The organism is Methanobrevibacter sp. TLL-48-HuF1, assembly GCF_023617305.1.
GTDB lineage: Archaea > Methanobacteriota > Methanobacteria > Methanobacteriales > Methanobacteriaceae > Methanocatella > Methanocatella intestini.
In genome coordinates this window covers 1,561,107-1,576,364 of sequence record NZ_CP081485.1, presented here as the reverse complement: position 1 = coordinate 1,576,364, position 15,258 = coordinate 1,561,107, and the positions used below count along the sequence as shown (strand labels likewise).

The 15,258-nt window shown below is 30.6% G+C and carries 16 protein-coding genes; 5 read left to right on the top strand and 11 right to left on the bottom strand.

Annotation, left to right across the window (positions count from 1 at the left end; translation table 11 throughout):
• Positions 1 to 25 precede the first annotated feature (25 nt).
• Genes K4897_RS07410 through K4897_RS07395 form a run of 4 tightly spaced genes read left to right on the top strand, consistent with a single transcriptional unit; the run spans position 26 to position 2,442 of the window.
• Positions 26 to 817: a winged helix-turn-helix domain-containing protein gene (locus tag K4897_RS07410; RefSeq protein WP_019264708.1), complete on the top strand. Its 792-nt coding sequence runs from the start codon at positions 26 to 28 to the stop codon at positions 815 to 817.
• Between the two features lie 5 nt (positions 818 to 822).
• Positions 823 to 1,623 carry a winged helix-turn-helix domain-containing protein gene (locus tag K4897_RS07405; protein ID WP_019267811.1) on the top strand — a complete coding sequence of 267 codons (801 nt, stop codon included), beginning with the start codon at positions 823 to 825 and terminating at the stop codon, positions 1,621 to 1,623.
• Positions 1,624 to 1,629: 6 nt separating this feature from the next.
• Positions 1,630 to 1,920 carry a winged helix-turn-helix domain-containing protein gene (locus K4897_RS07400; protein ID WP_019264710.1) on the top strand — a complete coding sequence of 97 codons (291 nt, stop codon included), beginning with the start codon at positions 1,630 to 1,632 and terminating at the stop codon, positions 1,918 to 1,920.
• A gap of 15 nt (positions 1,921 to 1,935) precedes the next feature.
• Entirely contained in the window at positions 1,936 to 2,442 is a 507-nt protein-coding gene (locus tag K4897_RS07395; RefSeq protein WP_019264711.1) for a molybdenum cofactor biosynthesis protein B, read from the top strand.
• A gap of 44 nt (positions 2,443 to 2,486) precedes the next feature.
• On the opposite strand, the gene pyrE is transcribed toward K4897_RS07395, so the two are convergent.
• The 6 genes from pyrE to thsA all read right to left on the bottom strand — a co-directional run bounded on the left by pyrE (position 2,487) and on the right by thsA (position 9,257).
• Complete coding sequence (gene pyrE, locus K4897_RS07390) at positions 2,487 to 3,011, bottom strand: orotate phosphoribosyltransferase (RefSeq protein ID WP_250415890.1); 525 nt, start codon at positions 3,009 to 3,011, stop codon at positions 2,487 to 2,489.
• Positions 3,012 to 3,026: 15 nt separating this feature from the next.
• A complete protein-coding gene (locus K4897_RS07385; RefSeq protein ID WP_250415888.1) occupies positions 3,027 to 3,260 on the bottom strand; it encodes a PRC-barrel domain-containing protein in 234 nt (77 codons plus the stop codon).
• A 67-nt stretch (positions 3,261 to 3,327) separates the two neighbouring features.
• Positions 3,328 to 5,997, bottom strand: coding sequence for a PEP/pyruvate-binding domain-containing protein (locus K4897_RS07380; RefSeq protein WP_250415887.1), 2,670 nt, complete (start codon positions 5,995 to 5,997; stop codon positions 3,328 to 3,330).
• A 68-nt stretch (positions 5,998 to 6,065) separates the two neighbouring features.
• Positions 6,066 to 6,530: a GNAT family N-acetyltransferase gene (locus tag K4897_RS07375; RefSeq protein WP_250415885.1), complete on the bottom strand. Its 465-nt coding sequence runs from the start codon at positions 6,528 to 6,530 to the stop codon at positions 6,066 to 6,068.
• 32 nt (positions 6,531 to 6,562) lie between these two features.
• Complete coding sequence (locus K4897_RS07370) at positions 6,563 to 7,582, bottom strand: adenosylcobinamide amidohydrolase (protein WP_250415883.1); 1,020 nt, start codon at positions 7,580 to 7,582, stop codon at positions 6,563 to 6,565.
• 55 nt (positions 7,583 to 7,637) lie between these two features.
• On the bottom strand, positions 7,638 to 9,257 hold the full coding sequence (thsA, locus tag K4897_RS07365) for a thermosome subunit alpha (protein WP_019264717.1): 1,620 nt from the start codon (positions 9,255 to 9,257) through the stop codon (positions 7,638 to 7,640).
• Positions 9,258 to 9,394: 137 nt separating this feature from the next.
• On the opposite strand from thsA, the gene K4897_RS07360 reads away from it, so the two are divergent.
• Complete coding sequence (locus K4897_RS07360) at positions 9,395 to 10,015, top strand: cyclase family protein (protein WP_250415881.1); 621 nt, start codon at positions 9,395 to 9,397, stop codon at positions 10,013 to 10,015.
• A gap of 9 nt (positions 10,016 to 10,024) precedes the next feature.
• Here K4897_RS07360 and K4897_RS07355 read toward each other — a convergent pair whose 3' ends face one another.
• The 5 genes from K4897_RS07355 to K4897_RS07335 all read right to left on the bottom strand — a co-directional run bounded on the left by K4897_RS07355 (position 10,025) and on the right by K4897_RS07335 (position 15,083).
• Positions 10,025 to 10,876 (bottom strand): hypothetical protein, encoded by an 852-nt coding sequence (locus K4897_RS07355; RefSeq protein ID WP_019265699.1) that lies wholly within the window; start codon positions 10,874 to 10,876, stop codon positions 10,025 to 10,027.
• Positions 10,877 to 11,079: 203 nt separating this feature from the next.
• Entirely contained in the window at positions 11,080 to 12,129 is a 1,050-nt protein-coding gene (gene asd, locus K4897_RS07350) for an aspartate-semialdehyde dehydrogenase (RefSeq protein WP_019264720.1), read from the bottom strand.
• A 9-nt stretch (positions 12,130 to 12,138) separates the two neighbouring features.
• The gene (gene dapB, locus K4897_RS07345; RefSeq protein ID WP_250415879.1) at positions 12,139 to 12,960 is read right to left on the bottom strand and encodes a 4-hydroxy-tetrahydrodipicolinate reductase; all 822 of its coding nucleotides are present in this window, start codon (positions 12,958 to 12,960) and stop codon (positions 12,139 to 12,141) included.
• Between the two features lie 12 nt (positions 12,961 to 12,972).
• A complete protein-coding gene (dapA, locus tag K4897_RS07340; RefSeq protein ID WP_019264722.1) occupies positions 12,973 to 13,866 on the bottom strand; it encodes a 4-hydroxy-tetrahydrodipicolinate synthase in 894 nt (297 codons plus the stop codon).
• Positions 13,863 to 15,083 (bottom strand): aspartate kinase, encoded by a 1,221-nt coding sequence (locus K4897_RS07335; RefSeq protein WP_019264723.1) that lies wholly within the window; start codon positions 15,081 to 15,083, stop codon positions 13,863 to 13,865. Before K4897_RS07335 ends, dapA begins: the two co-directional genes overlap by 4 nt.
• Between the last annotated feature and the right edge of the window lie 175 nt (positions 15,084 to 15,258).

Below are 15,258 nucleotides of genomic sequence, written 5' to 3'. Positions count from 1 at the left end.
AAATTGAAAATTAAAGGAGACAAAAATGATGTCAACAAAATTAGAAAACATGAATCAAAAAATACAATTTTTAACAAAGTCTGGAATAAGACTCCATATATTAAACGTACTGAATAAAAATCCTAAAAATATAAAAGAATTAGTCAATACAACACAAATAACTTATAGCACCCTATCAAGTAATCTCCACAAATTACAGCAAGAAAAATATATCCAAAAAATAAAAAACAAATATTATTTAACTCAAACAACAAAAATGTACTTGAATATAATATTGGAGTTTAAAAATGCAATAAAATTAATAGATCAATTTGATGAATTTTGGGATAAACATGATGTAAAACAGATTAATTTAGACTCATTGAAAAATATAACCAGTTTACATGATTCCCAATTAATTAAAACAACCCCAATTGACATTTATAAAACTCACAATACAATAAAAGGGCAGCTATTAATGTCATATAACATTAAAGCAATATTCCCATATTTACATCCCGATTATCCTGTTATTATTGAACAGGTACTACAAAAAGGAGGTAATGTTGAATTAATAATAAATGATGAAATTTTTGAAAGTTTAATAGACAGTATAGACCCGGAAATTAAAAAGAGAAGTATTGAAAACGGATGTTTAAAAGTACATGAGTTAAAAGATAATTTAAACTTATATTTGATTATATCTGATAAAAATACTAATTTAGGACTTTTTAAAAATGACGGTAGCTTTGATCAAAATAGACTTTTAACATCTGAAAACCAACAAGCCATAAAATGGGCGAATAATCTCTTTGAAAATGTGAAAGCAAACTGGTGATTATTATGGCAACAAAAATTAAAAATGAGTTGAAAGAAGAATATCAAGGTATAAAATACATACTTACATCAACTATGCGGACAAAATTATTATTAAGTATTTATAATGAATCAAAAAATTTAGATGATTTACGAATAGAACTAGAAAAGCCATCAGCAACAATACTGCATGGTTTAAAGGAATTGGAAAATTTAAATTTTGTTAAAAAAGTTCAAAAATATTATCAATTAACATCAAACGGTTATCTGTTAACCACCAACATGATTAAATTAATTGATAATTGGTATGCAACTAACAAAAATGAAGATTTTTGGAATATCCATGATTTAACAGCCATTCCCCAAGAAAATCTCAAAAACATTTATCTTTTAAGAAATGCAGAATGCATAACTTCTACAACAAGCAATCTATCAAAAGCTTACAATAGCTACAGCAAATTAATTGAAAATGCCGAAGAATTAAAAATAACTTTACCTATTTTTTCAGAAAACCATTTGAGGAACATTGTTCAATTAATACAAGAAAAAACACTGCATAAACTTGAATTAATCACCCACCAAGAAATACTAGCATTAATTCATAGAAATCCATTATTTGAAAAATGGCTAATTAATAATGAAAATGTGAAAATAATTAGCATAAAAAATCCTTTAAAAAGCTTTTTAACATTGGGAGAAGAGTTTATGTCACTTACATTATTTTTTAAAGATGGTCACTACGATGACTCACAAATTCTGATTGATAAAAGTCAAGACGGATTAAAATGGGGAAAATTACTATACAATCAGATAAAAGAGTGGAGATGAAAAACAATGACAATCAACAAGCTACTTCATCAAATCTTTTTAAAAAGAAAAGGAGGGAAAACTTCTGCAAAAATTGTTGATTTACTGCTTGTACGTCCATATAATGGAAGTCAAATAGCAAAAATCATAGATATGGATTATAATACCATTGAATACCATTTAGAGATTTTATGCAAAAGTAAATTAGTTATGTGTGAATCTGACAGTTATGGCTCATTATACTACCCTACAGATTTACTATTAAAAAATCATGAGGAATACGAAAAAATAAAAGAGATGATGACAATAACTGCATAATAAAGGGGATTAATTATGAAAAGTGAAACAACCGAAAAACATAAAAAATTATCATCTAATGATATTGCCTGTGGTGTAATAACACTAAGTGACAGCATCACTACGGATAAGGATGATCTATCAGGACAATATCTTGCAGATGAAATATCAAAAAGATACACATTAAAATCCAAAACAATAATACCTGATGATAAAGAATCATTAATTAAAACCATTAAAGAAATGATTAATAAAAATATTGATGTTATCTTAACAACAGGTGGAACAGGACTAGACAGTAGAGATATAACTGTTGAAACTGTAGAGGAACTTTTTGATAAAAAAATTGAAGGTTTTGGTGAAATTTTCAGACATCAATCTTTCTTAGAAATCGGTTCAGGAGCACTTATTTCAAGAGCAACTGCAGGAGTATATAAAAAAACAGTAATCTTTTCCATGCCTGGCTCTCCTAATGCAGTTAAAACAGCATCTAACATCATAATAGATGAATTCCCTCATCTAGTATTCCATGCAAAAAAATAAAAATTTGAAAATGATGAACTTAACCATTCATCATCTTTTTTTAATTAAAAAAATTCATCAACAGTTATTAAAGGTTCTAATTTAATACCTTCACTATCAAAAGCTTCAATAGCTCCTTCCTGCCTATCAACAACAACAAAAGCTCTTTTTACATTTCCTCCATTGTCTTGAATAGCTTTAATAGCTTTAAGCAATGATCCGCCAGTAGTTGTAACATCTTCTACAACAATAACATCATCACCTTCTTTTAATTCACCTTCAATAAGTTTAGAAGTTCCGTAACCTTTTTTCTCTTTTCTAATCATTAACAATGGAATGTTAGATTCAAGAGAAACTGCAGTAGCTATTGGAACAGCTCCCAGTGCTGGACCTGCTACTTTATCAATATTATCTTCACTAATGGATTTTGTGATTAATTTAGCTATTGTTGATAAGATTTCCGGCTCTGTAATAGCTTTTTTCATATTTATGTAATAATCACTTTTCTTACCAGAAGATAATGTGAAATCCCCTTTTAAGAAAACACCGTTTTCTTTTAACAAATTAATTAAATATTCCTTAGTAATCATCTAAATAACCGAAATTTAAATATCATCATCACTTTTAAGTAAAATTTTATCCCCAATGACTTTTACAAGTTCACTAGGAACAACATTTTCTCCGCCAGCTTTAATTTGATCTGTGATGCCTGTTTTTTTAATAACCAAATCAGTTACTTCAAATGTATCCTTATCCATTACAACATCAATAACTTTACCAATTAAATCAGCACCGCCGTCAAGCACTTCTTTGTTAATTAAATCTTCTTTAATCCTCATAAATAATCACCTTATTTTTTAATATGTTTTATTATAATCTTTGACATATATTAAATTTTTCTAAATTTTATTTACTATCTATAATACAAATACTCTCATCATTTTTCATGTCATGATAAAACTCAAGCTTGTTTTTACTGAATTCAAAAATTTTAACCATATCATACAATTCTTTATCAAATTCCGGAATAAATTCACATAATTTATTCGGATAATCTTTAAATAAATTTTTATTGAAATCTAATCTGTTGCTGTTTTCAAAAATAGCTCCATAATAAATATCCGCTTCAACTAAATCCTGAAACATATGACTTCCAAAGGACAATTCAGGAACATAACCCACTTCACTATATGACTCTTCCAAAATAGCTGAAAATTTGCTGATATCTGCAAATACTACTGGAATTCCAAGTTCCGGTGAAGAAGTACCTAACCTTCCAGGAACAATTAACATAGCTTCCTTATTATGATTTTTACAATAACTGTTAATGGCACCTATTAATTTAGCCAATGAAGCTTTTTTAGTAAAAGGATATTCATAATACTTATGCGGGTCAACATAAACTAAAATATCAAAGTCCTGTTTTCTTGATCTTCCCATTGAAGAATTTTTAATATGGAAAAATACTTCTCCTTTATCCTGAGGAATTTCAATAGCTTCTTTAGTAGTTGCAACCTGCAGAGGCCTGCACTGCAATAAATTAATAACAAAAGAACCTTCCTGACCTACATTTACTGTATATTCAATGTCAACAGGGTATTCATAAGCTGCCTCTAAAGTTTGAAGTAATTCCCTCATCAGTGACGTAAATCTGTCATTGTTAACTAAACCATTACAGTTTACAAAAGTAACCTCCCTTCTTTGACCTCTTTCACGGAATCTGCGCTCTGCATCAGTATCATGTTCCACCACTGCTCTTTTTGCATAAACTGGAACCACTTCAACACCTTCATCAACAGAAATTTCACTTACTTTAATATTTTTTAAATCTAAAACATCCAAATAATGTTGGGAATGTTTATGTCTCTCAACAACACTTGGTACATCCATAGCTTTCGGTTTGTCTAAATTAACAATACGCGGATAATCTCTTTGAGTTCTATCTACTGCTTTTGTACCTAAACCCATAACCAATCTTAACATTCCACCATTATGCCCCATATCCGGCAATGGAGAATATGGACTATATGAAAATCCAACTCCTGCTGCAGAAGGGAAGAAATAATCCTGATAATAAGACCCGGATACTCTCTGAACAAGTAAAGACATCTGTTCATCATTATCATCCAAATCATTTAAGCTTCTATATTCTAAAGCAGATATGTTCATTGTACTTGCATATACTGTTTTAACAGCCTCTTCAAAAGCTTCCAGACGTTCTTCAAGAGATCCTCTGTTAACACAGAAAACTGATTCATATTTTCCGGCAAAAGCATTTCCAAAACCGTCTTCCAAAAAACTGCTTGATCTTACAATAATCGGACTTTGACCGAAATAATCCAGAAGCCGTCTAAACTTCTCACGGATATCATCAGAAAATGTACCGTTTTTCAAACCTTTTTCAAGTTCTTTTCCAGCTTCATAATAACCTTCTTTAGTTCTTTGTTTTACCCTAATATCCCATAAATCATTTGAAACAATATATGTATAAAACAAATCAGAACAGATATAAAATGAATCATCCGGTTCGAAATCAGCATAAATATCCGGACGGTCATGTTCTATGATTTTACGTGCAAGCAGCATCCCGCATGCTTTACCTCCAATCATACCACTGCCAACAACACGGTTATAAACTGAAAAATAATCAGGTGGGGAAAAATACTCTTTAACTTTTTCAATCATATTTTTATCTTTAGTCATGAGCATTTTACACATTAAATCACATTTTTCAGATATGTCTTCATTGTTTTCATATTGTAACTTGGTTAATTCAAAGAATCTTTCCCAGCTATCACTGTTCTGCTCATTATGATAATCAGCTGCCCGATTAACAACTTTATAAAAATTACTTACTTCCAAACCATCAGTTAATGTTGTTAAAACTTCTTTTTTAGTTTCATATTTATGGCCTAAAAACATATTTTGAGAATATCTGTTCCATACTTTCAACGGATGTAAATATACATCATCTTTATGAGAATATAAATCTAAAAAAAGTTGTGTTGTTTCACGAATCTTAGCTATTGCTTCAAAGGAATGTTTACCTCTAATAATTGGAAAATAAGCTACTGTATCAAGAGAAAATAAATACGGGCATGTTACTCTGAAGAAATTTCCCATCATCAAATCTGTAGACCATGCTGCCTGTAAATCAGACAAACAGTCAAATACATAAAAAGCATCCCTTCCCTCTTTTGTAATAATATTATGAACTTCCAAAGTAAAAGGTTCAAATTGCTTGTTTGGATCTACCTGATAAATTTTAATCCCGTCACGTTCAATCATAGCAAATTCTGTTTCAGGATTATTTTTTTCAACATCCAATTTTAAGAAATCATCAGCAGTCATATCTATTAACGGCTCATGCTGACCAAAATTTACATAAATCAGGTTTCTATTATCTTTTAAAGCCTGTTTAACAAAAGGTTTGACAAAATATAAAAATTCATCCAGATTAGAAACCTGCCATACTACATTATCCCCTAAACGAATATTATCTAAGGTTTCGTCTAGTTGCGGAATACCGGATTTTATTCTTTCAAAAGCAACCATATTAAAAACTCCTAAAAACATTCAATTTTTCAGCTAAATTTTAACATCAATTATAAATATGTTCAAAGAAGTATTAAAATATTTAAGTTTTATAAAATCTTTTCCATACATACCTTTTGAATTTTCATATCCCTGCCTTTATAAAAATCCATAGCACTGTCATTGCCTTCCCAAACATTTAAAGTAAGATTATAACATCCGATACTTTTTGCATACTCTAAAACATACTCATACAATGCAGTTCCAATTCCTTCATGTCTTGTTTTTTCATCAACACACAAATCATCAATATAAATGGTTTTATGATTGCAAAAAGAAGTTTCATTATGATGATTGATTACAACACAAAACGCATAACCTACTATTTTATTATCTAATTCACAAACAAATATTGGTGTTTCACTATTTTTTACAATTTCCTCAAGTTCAGAATCACTATACTTTTTTCCGCCCTCTTTAAATAAATCAGAACGAATATTTGAATGAACCTTTTGAACCTGAAGCAATAACCTGTTGATTCCGTTAATGTCTCTTATGCCTGCTAATCTTATCATACAATATCATTACTAATTATTATTATAAAAAATTAACTTAAAAATTTATCAATCCAAAATTTTAAAAGCCTGTAAATACAGTAATCACTGCAATTATTTTCTAAAATAGAATCTGCCAAGTTATAAGCTATTTTCTTATCCAATAAATTATTTTCAACTTCATCAATTAAATGTAAAATTGAAGTGGTTATAGCTACATTTTCCTGTTTTCTTGCAGCCGCCTGCAATAATCTTATAAACTCTTCTTTATCAGTTATGTTTTTATAAAATTCGTTAATATCCAAATCATACCTTCTTAATCGAGCTAAAACACTGCATTGTGACTCTTTTGTAATCCAGACTTGTCTTTTAATAGCTTCACTTATTGATTCAATAACACATTTAGCTATTAATTCTCCAAGTTTTGAATGTTTTCCTGCATTAGACAGTATATTATCAGATTCTGAATTTGAAAAAATAGCTATTCCATCAGTTCCAGTTCCTGTTGCAAATCCATTTGAAAACTGGCTGGGAATTCTTAAATTATTTAAAGCAACAGTTTTTGCTTCAGTAGCTGTTACTAATCCATTAGCCAATGTTCCTGGCTCTAAACAAACATTAGTTAAAATAATTACATTAATTGTTCCAACATCGAATTGAAAGTCTCCATTTTCCTCATAATAACTTGCACTGTCCCCTGCTCTTGAGGCATTTACTCTTACACCGGCAGTAGTTATTGCACTAACTTCCAAGTTCCTATACTGTTTTGTAACAACGCATGCATTTTCCATTTGCGCAGAAGTTAAAAGACCTGTAGTAAATTTAGGATCAATTCCCAAAATTCCGCTTTGTCTAACTAAATAATCATTTACACTATGATTTTCTAAAAAATCAATGTTTTCCTGAGATAAATAATGATTAAAAGCTATTTTAAAATTTTTTTTGTATCCGCCATTTAACTCAGATGTTGAAATTCCATTTCTGCAAACTCCAAACTCAACTACTATGGAGTTTTCATAGATATATGCCCTATCTCCAGTTGAATTTTTAAAAATAAGTCGTTTGGTTTGCAAGATAATACCTTAAAAAAATAAAAAGAAAAAAAGAAATTAAATAATTTCTTTAAATTTACATCATTGGAGGCATACCGCCCATAGCAGCAGGATCCATACCGCCCATGTCAGCGTCACCTTTACCGCTAGATGCGATTACATCATCAATTCTTAAAATCATTTCAGCTGCTTCAGAAGCAGATTGGATAGCTTGTTTTTTGACACGTTTAGGTTCAATTACACCAGCTTCTTTCATATCTGCTACTTTACCAGTAAATACATCTAATCCCATTACAGCACTGTTTTCATGAGCAGCTCTTAAGTCTACTAATGAATCAATACTGTCTAAACCTGCATTTTCAGCTAAGGTTTTAGGAACAATTTCTAAAGCTTCTGCAAATGCATTAACTGCTAATTGTTCTCTTCCACTGATTGAATCAGCATAATCTTTGAGTTTTTTAGCCATTGCAATTTCTGGAGCTCCTCCACCAGCTACAACTTTGTCATCTTCAACAGTAGCTGCTACAACACCAATTGCATCTTCAATAGCTCTTACGATTTCATCAACAATGTGTTTGGTACTTCCTCTTACGAATAAAGTTACAGATTTAGCTACACTGCATTCTTCTACAAAGATCATTTCTTCGCCAGATACTTTTCTTTCTTCTACAATACCTGCTTCACCTAAGTCGTCAGCAGTTAAATCTTCTAAATTAGTTACTACATTAGCACCAGTAGCTCTAGCTAATTTTTCAATATCTGATTTTTTAACCCTTCTTACAGCTAAAATACCTGCTTTAGATAAGTAATGTTGTGCTAAATCATCGATACCTTTTTGTGCGAATAATACATTAGCACCAGATTCAGCTACTTTATCTACCATATCTTTAACCATTTTTTCTTCTTGTTCAATGAAAGCTTGCATTTGAGCAGGGTCGGTTATTCTGATTTCTGCATCAACTTCAGTTTCTTTTACTTCAAGAGGAGAGTTAACTAATGCGATTTTTGCATCTTTAACTTCAGAAGGCATACCTGGGTGTACTCTTTCTTTGTCAACAATTACTCCTTCAACTAAAGTAGAATCTTCTACAACAGCACCATCTTTTTTCTCAATTTTAATGTTGTCAGTGTCTACTACACCATCTTCAGCTACTTTTTGAACTGCATCTACGATTAATTTTGCTAATGGTTCACGTGCTGCTTCAGTTCCTTTACCAGTCATAGCAGTCATAGCTACTTTAACTAAAGTTTCTTCATCAACTGAATCAATTGCAATATCATCTAAAATTTCTTGTGCTTTTTCAGCTGCTTGTCTGTATCCCATTGCAATGATTGTTGGGTGAATATCTTGATCTAATAAAGATTCGGATTTTTTCAATAATTCTCCAGCAATAATTACTGCAGTAGTAGTTCCATCTCCAACTTCGTCTTCTTGAGTTTTAGCTACTTCCACCAACATTTTAGCTGCAGGATGTTCAATATCCATTTCTTTTAAGATTGTAACACCATCATTGGTTACAACAATATCTCCAAGTCCATCCACTAACATTTTGTCCATTCCTTTTGGACCTAATGTGGTTCTTACAGTTTCAGCAAGTACTTTTCCTGCTAAAATATTGTTTCTTTGAGCATCTCTTCCGACGGACCTGTTTGTTCCTTCAGGTAAAATAAAAATTGGTTGTCCACCTTGTGCCATTAAAATCACCTTTTAAAATTAATTTATTATTTATAGAACAGTTTAAATATCAACATGAAAAATAATTATATTGTTGAATAACCCTTCTACCATATAATGAGTTTAAGGTTATATAAATACTTATCGGTTGTAAAAAAATGGAATATATTGACCTCACATACAAACTAAAAAATGAAATTCCAGAATACCCTGGAGATCCCAAAACAAAACTTGATTATTTTAAGAAAGCTGATGAAACAGACAGTTCCACATTGTTTAAATTAGAAACTGGACTTCATACAGGGACACATATGGATTCACCATTCCATTACATCACAAATGGGAAAAAAATATCCCAGTTGCCTCTAGAAAATTTTATTGGTGAAGCTAGCATAAATTACGTTGAAAGTAAAAGTAAGGAAATTTTAGTTAAAAATTGTAATTTAAAAAATTCAAAAGAAAAGATAGCTATAATAATCACAGGATGGGGCGAATATTTTGGCAGTAAAAAGTACTTCTATGAAAATCCTTACATCTCTAATGAATTAGCTGACATGATTATAGAAAAAAATATTAAAGGGATTGCAATAGATACATGCTCAGTTGATAAATATGGAGAAAATACAATTCATAAAAAATTACTTGAAAATAATGTTTGGATTGTTGAAAATATAACAAATTGTGATGATTTAAATAAAACCAACTATAACTCATTCTTTATTCCATTAAATATTGAAGCAGAAGCTTCACCAGTTAGAGCTTTTCTAAAAAAAGATTGAAAAAAGAGATTATTTTTTATTAAATCGCTTTTTCTCCAACCTAAATGGGGGAGTCCTGTCCATAGTTTCATAAGCTTCCTGTTCTTCCTGAAGCTCATTAAAGAAATTGTTAATTTCTTCCAAACGTTTAATCTTATCATCTTTAGAAGATAATTCCCTTTGAAGATTAATATAATCCTCTTTAGGAATAGTAGATTCTCTTAAAAGAGATAATTCTTTTTGAAGATTAATATAATTATCTTTAGGAATAGTAGATTCTCTTAAAAGAGATACTTCATTTTCTTTAGCAGTAATTATGTTATTTTTTTCAGATAACTCATTATTTTTATATTCAATTTCTCTTTCAAGATTAGAAATCTTACTTTTAAATTCAGCATTATTTTCCAATTTAATAACCTGAATTTTATAATCATCAATAGTTCTTGAAAGCATGTTAATTTGAGCCTCTTTCTCAGCAATACTTTTAAAAGATTCATTTAATCTTTCATTAACTTCAGCAAGCTCTTTTTTCTTATAATCCCTCAATTGTTCTGCAAAATATTCTTTAATTTCATCAAGAGAATTATTTACATAATCTAATTCATAAATTCTATCTTCTTGATTTTTAATTAGAGCATCTTTTTCATCTAGTTGTTTTTTCAAAAGATTAATTTCATCCTCAGCTTTAAATTTAATAAGAGAAACTTCTTTTTCTTTATTAAGAATATGATTTTCAAGTTCCTGAATCTTCTGAGGAGTGGTATCTTTAGCTTTAGCTATTTCCAATTCAGTTAAATTGAATTTAAGCCTGTTTAACTCTAATAGACAATCACGAATTAAATTTTGTAATGTTTCATTTTCAATACCAGCACCTAATTCCATGTTATCCCTTAATTTAAAAATTTTTATCCCAATATCTAGTTGAATAATAAAAATTCAAATATTATAACTAATAAAGTATTATGAAATTCATACTATTTAAATTAAACTCTAAACATCATCAAAAATTAAAACTAAAAGTAAACAGAAATTATCTTAAAAATAAGAAAAATATTAGGAAAAATAAAAAAATAAAAATGATAAAATCAGAGTATTTTATCATTAATTAATTCAGCATTTAATACAGAAGCTCCAGCAGCTCCACGAATTGTATTATGTCCAACTAACACATATTTAAAACTATTATCAAATACTTTGTCTTTTCTCAACCTTCCAACTGAAACAGACATACCATTACCTGCATTTCTATCCATTCTTGGTTGAGGACGATCAATTTCTTCTTTAACAATGACTGGATTTTTAGGTGCAGAGAATAAATTTAATTTTTGAGGCAATGCTTTGAAATTAGCCATTTTATCTTTAACATCGTTAATATCAAAGTCATCATCCAACTCAACAAATACTGCTTCAGTATGACCATCAATAACCGGAACTCTATGACAGGAAGCACTTAATTTAAAATCAGCATCAGAAACTTTTTCCCCATCATAATTACCTAAAAGATGTAATGTTTCACTTTCCATCTTTTCTTCTTCATTACCAATATAAGGAACAAGATTATCAACAATAGCCATAGAAGGTACACCATTATATCCTGCACCTGACACTGCTTGCATTGTTGAAACCCTAATTGCATCTACATTAAAATTATCAACAATAGGTTTTAATGATAAAGTTAAAGCAATAGTTGAACAATTAGGATTAGTTACAATGAATCCATCCCAGTTATTTTCCTTTTGCTGAGCATCAATCATGTCTAAATATTCTGGATTAACTTCAGGAATAACTAAAGGAATATTTTTCTTCATCCTGTGAGCACTAGCATTACTTGCAACAACATAATCCCTAGCAAAATCTTTTTCAACTTTAGCTGCAAATTCTGTTGGAAGAGATGAAAATACAATATCCACATCATTATCCATTGCATCAGCATCAGTTTCTTTTACAATAATATCTTTAACAGATTCAGGCATTTCATTATCAAGATACCATGTAGTAGCATCCTCGTATCTTTTACCTGCAGATCTTGAAGATGCTGCTAATGCTGTAATTTCAAAATCTGGATGATTATCAAGTAATTGGATAAATCTTTGACCAACCATTCCAGTTGCACCAAGTATACCAACATTTACCATAGATAACACCTATTCTAATCCTAAAACATCATTCATACTACTTACAATACCAGATTCAGCATCTGGAATGTATCTGATAGCTCTAATTACCCCCGCAATAAAAACTTCCCTTGTGTGAGCACGGTGAGTAAATTCTATTCTTTCACCATCACCAACAAACATTACAGTATGGTCTCCAACAATGTCTCCACCACGAATAGCATGTAAACCTATTTCTTCTTTGGTTCTTTTACCGACCATTCCCTGTCTTCCATAAACTCCTACTTCTTCAGGGTCACGGTCAAGTTCATTAGCTATTACTTCAAATGCAGTCATTGCAGTTCCAGATGGAGCGTCTTTTTTCTGATTGTGATGTGCTTCAATAATTTCAATGTCAAAATCATTTAAGACAGGAGTTAATTTTTTCAAAGTATTGAAAAATACATTTACCCCAATAGACATATTAGATGAAATAACTGCTTTTACATCATTGTCTTTTACATTTTTAATATTTTCAGCCATTTGTTCATCAGTAAAACCAGTAGTGCCCACTACAACATTAACACCACATGTAGTAGCTTTTTTAACTGTTTCCACTGCTGCATGAGCTATAGTGAAATCAACTAAAACATCTGCTTCAGATTCTTTTAATGTTTCTTCTAATTTTTCAGCACCGACAATTTTAACTCCAAGTTCACCAGCACCAGCTTGAATACCTGCATCCACTCCAGCTAATGGAGAGTTAGGAATTTCAATAGCTGCAACTACTTCCATATCATCTTGCTGTGTTATTTTTCTAATAATACCGGAGCCCATTCTTCCAGCTGCTCCAGTGACTGCTACTTTAATCATAATATTACCAACTTAAATTAAATCTGCTTCTTTTAAAGCTTTTTTGAGAATTTCAACATTTTCATCTTTCATATCTGCTAATGGTGCCCTAAGAGGTCCTGCAGGAAGACCCATTATATTCATTGCTGTTTTTGCAGGTACTGGATTACTTTCAATGAAAAGAGCATCAATTACATTAATCATTTCGTAATGAAGCTCTTGAGCTCTGGTATAATCATCATTCAATATACTGTCAACCATTAAAACCATCCTTTTAGGATCCACATTAGCTGATGCACTAATTACACCAGTTCCTCCCAAAGCCATAATAGGTAAAGTTAAACCGTCTTCACCAGACAATATATTGAAATCTTCTTCAAGACCTTCTTTTGTTAAAGCTTTATAAAGTTTAGATACTTTATCTATGCTTCCACTAGCTTCTTTAACTGCATCAATACCATCAATTTTAGCTAATTCCACAATAGTTTCAACACTTATGTCCACACCAGTACGTGACGGAACATTATATGCTATAATCGGAATATCAGTTACATCACTAATAGCCTGATAATGTTTAATCAATGCATGCTGTTGTGGTTTATTATAATAAGGGGTGATTACTAAAGCAGCATCAGCACCTAATTCTTCTGCAGATTTAGTTAATTCAATAGCTTCATGTGTAGAATTACTGCCTGATCCTGCTACTGTTTCAACTCTGCCGTCAACTTCATCAATTAAAATTTCTACTACTTTTCTGTGTTCATCATGAGTTAATGTAGCTGATTCACCAGAAGTTCCGGCACCAACCAAACCAGTTACACCTTTATCAATCAAATAATTAATATTGGACCTAAATCCTTCTTCATCAATTTTCCCATCATCAGTAAATGGAGTTATCATTGCAACATATGTTCCTTCAAAATTCATTTTAAAACCTCTTTAATTAATTCAAGTGCTTTTTCACCATCTTTCCAATCGACAAATAATACCACAGCAGTTTGAGAAGAAGATATCTCAACAATGTTGATATTGTTTTTCCTAAGCGGGTTTGTAATATTAGAAATGATGCCCGGTTCATCAATAAACTCAGGACTAACTACAGTAATCATAGCTGTATCATCACCAAGAGATAATGAACTTAAAACATCTTCATCAATTACCCAACTGTGCAATAAATGATATGCTTTATCAGAATCCTTTTTTTCTACAAAGGTTGTTATAGAATTCTGACCTGCTGAAATGCCAAATATATTAATTTTATTTTCTGCAAGGCATGAAGTTAAATTTGCTAAAAGTCCCACTTTCTTAAGCATTTCCTCTCCAACAATAGCAATGACAGAAATAGGATTTTTATATAAAGATACTGTCTTTAACATGTCTCCTTCAAAAGGACCAGTTATTTTTGTACCTTTAGCACTTAAATCACCATTATTGAAGTTGATAATTTTTGCACTTATCAATGGGTCTTTATATTTTAGAGCATGAGGATGTAAAACCTGTGCTCCATGAGTAGCTAAATCTCTCATTTCTTCAACAGAAATTTCATCTAATAATTCAGCTTCTTCTATTTTATTGGGGTCAGTTGACATTACTCCATCAACATCAGTAACAATAACTACATCATTAGCACCTAAACAATGGCCAAGTAAAAATGCAGTTACATCACTTCCACCTCTCCCAATAGTTGTAATTTCACCACTAGGGCCTTTTCCTAAAAATCCGCAAATAACTGGGATAATACCTTGACTAATAAGATCTTTTATTCCATCACATTTTTTATCAGTTGTTGCAAAATCAATTTTGGCATTGAGTGAATTAGAATCTGTTATAACCGGCCATTTATCATTGTATGGATCAATAAATTCTGCCTTCACACCTAAAGATTCAATAGCTGCAGCAAATAATCTTGAGCTAGTTAATTCACCCATAGCCATTATTTCTGCCTTTTGCTTATCAGTTAAACCTCCACCAATAGCTTCAGTAGACAATTCAATTAACTCATCAGTTGAATTATTAACTGCAGAAACAACTACAACTAATTGATTGCCTTTCATATATTCATTTACCACAGATTGCGCTGCTTTTCTAATTCTGGAGCCATCTCCAACCGATGTACCTCCGAATTTTGCTACTATCAAATCCATTAATATTCACCTATTTCCATAAAAATTTCACTAGATTTTTGAATAAACAAAAATACCTAATTATTTATATGAATAAACACATTAATAAACTTTTAAAATAGGCTACAAAAGACTAAAATTAAAAAAAGTAGAATACTAAAATTGAACAAAATAATGATAATAATAAAAAAATTAA

Bases quoted from the DNA above. Each gene is read 5' to 3' on its own strand.
- K4897_RS07410 (WP_019264708.1), top strand. From the start codon at position 26: ATGATGTCAACAAAATTAGAAAACATGAATCAAAAAATACAATTTTTA.
- K4897_RS07405 (WP_019267811.1), top strand. From the start codon at position 823: ATGGCAACAAAAATTAAAAATGAGTTGAAAGAAGAATATCAAGGTATA.
- K4897_RS07400 (WP_019264710.1), top strand. From the start codon at position 1,630: ATGACAATCAACAAGCTACTTCATCAAATCTTTTTAAAAAGAAAAGGA.
- K4897_RS07395 (WP_019264711.1), top strand. From the start codon at position 1,936: ATGAAAAGTGAAACAACCGAAAAACATAAAAAATTATCATCTAATGAT.
- pyrE (WP_250415890.1), bottom strand. From the start codon at position 3,011: ATGATTACTAAGGAATATTTAATTAATTTGTTAAAAGAAAACGGTGTT.
- K4897_RS07385 (WP_250415888.1), bottom strand. From the start codon at position 3,260: ATGAGGATTAAAGAAGATTTAATTAACAAAGAAGTGCTTGACGGCGGT.
- K4897_RS07380 (WP_250415887.1), bottom strand. From the start codon at position 5,997: ATGTTTTTAGGAGTTTTTAATATGGTTGCTTTTGAAAGAATAAAATCC.
- K4897_RS07375 (WP_250415885.1), bottom strand. From the start codon at position 6,530: ATGATAAGATTAGCAGGCATAAGAGACATTAACGGAATCAACAGGTTA.
- thsA (WP_019264717.1), bottom strand. From the start codon at position 9,257: ATGGCACAAGGTGGACAACCAATTTTTATTTTACCTGAAGGAACAAAC.
- K4897_RS07360 (WP_250415881.1), top strand. From the start codon at position 9,395: ATGGAATATATTGACCTCACATACAAACTAAAAAATGAAATTCCAGAA.
- K4897_RS07355 (WP_019265699.1), bottom strand. From the start codon at position 10,876: ATGGAATTAGGTGCTGGTATTGAAAATGAAACATTACAAAATTTAATT.
- asd (WP_019264720.1), bottom strand. From the start codon at position 12,129: ATGGTAAATGTTGGTATACTTGGTGCAACTGGAATGGTTGGTCAAAGA.
- dapB (WP_250415879.1), bottom strand. From the start codon at position 12,960: ATGATTAAAGTAGCAGTCACTGGAGCAGCTGGAAGAATGGGCTCCGGT.
- dapA (WP_019264722.1), bottom strand. From the start codon at position 13,866: ATGAATTTTGAAGGAACATATGTTGCAATGATAACTCCATTTACTGAT.
- K4897_RS07335 (WP_019264723.1), bottom strand. From the start codon at position 15,083: ATGGATTTGATAGTAGCAAAATTCGGAGGTACATCGGTTGGAGATGGC.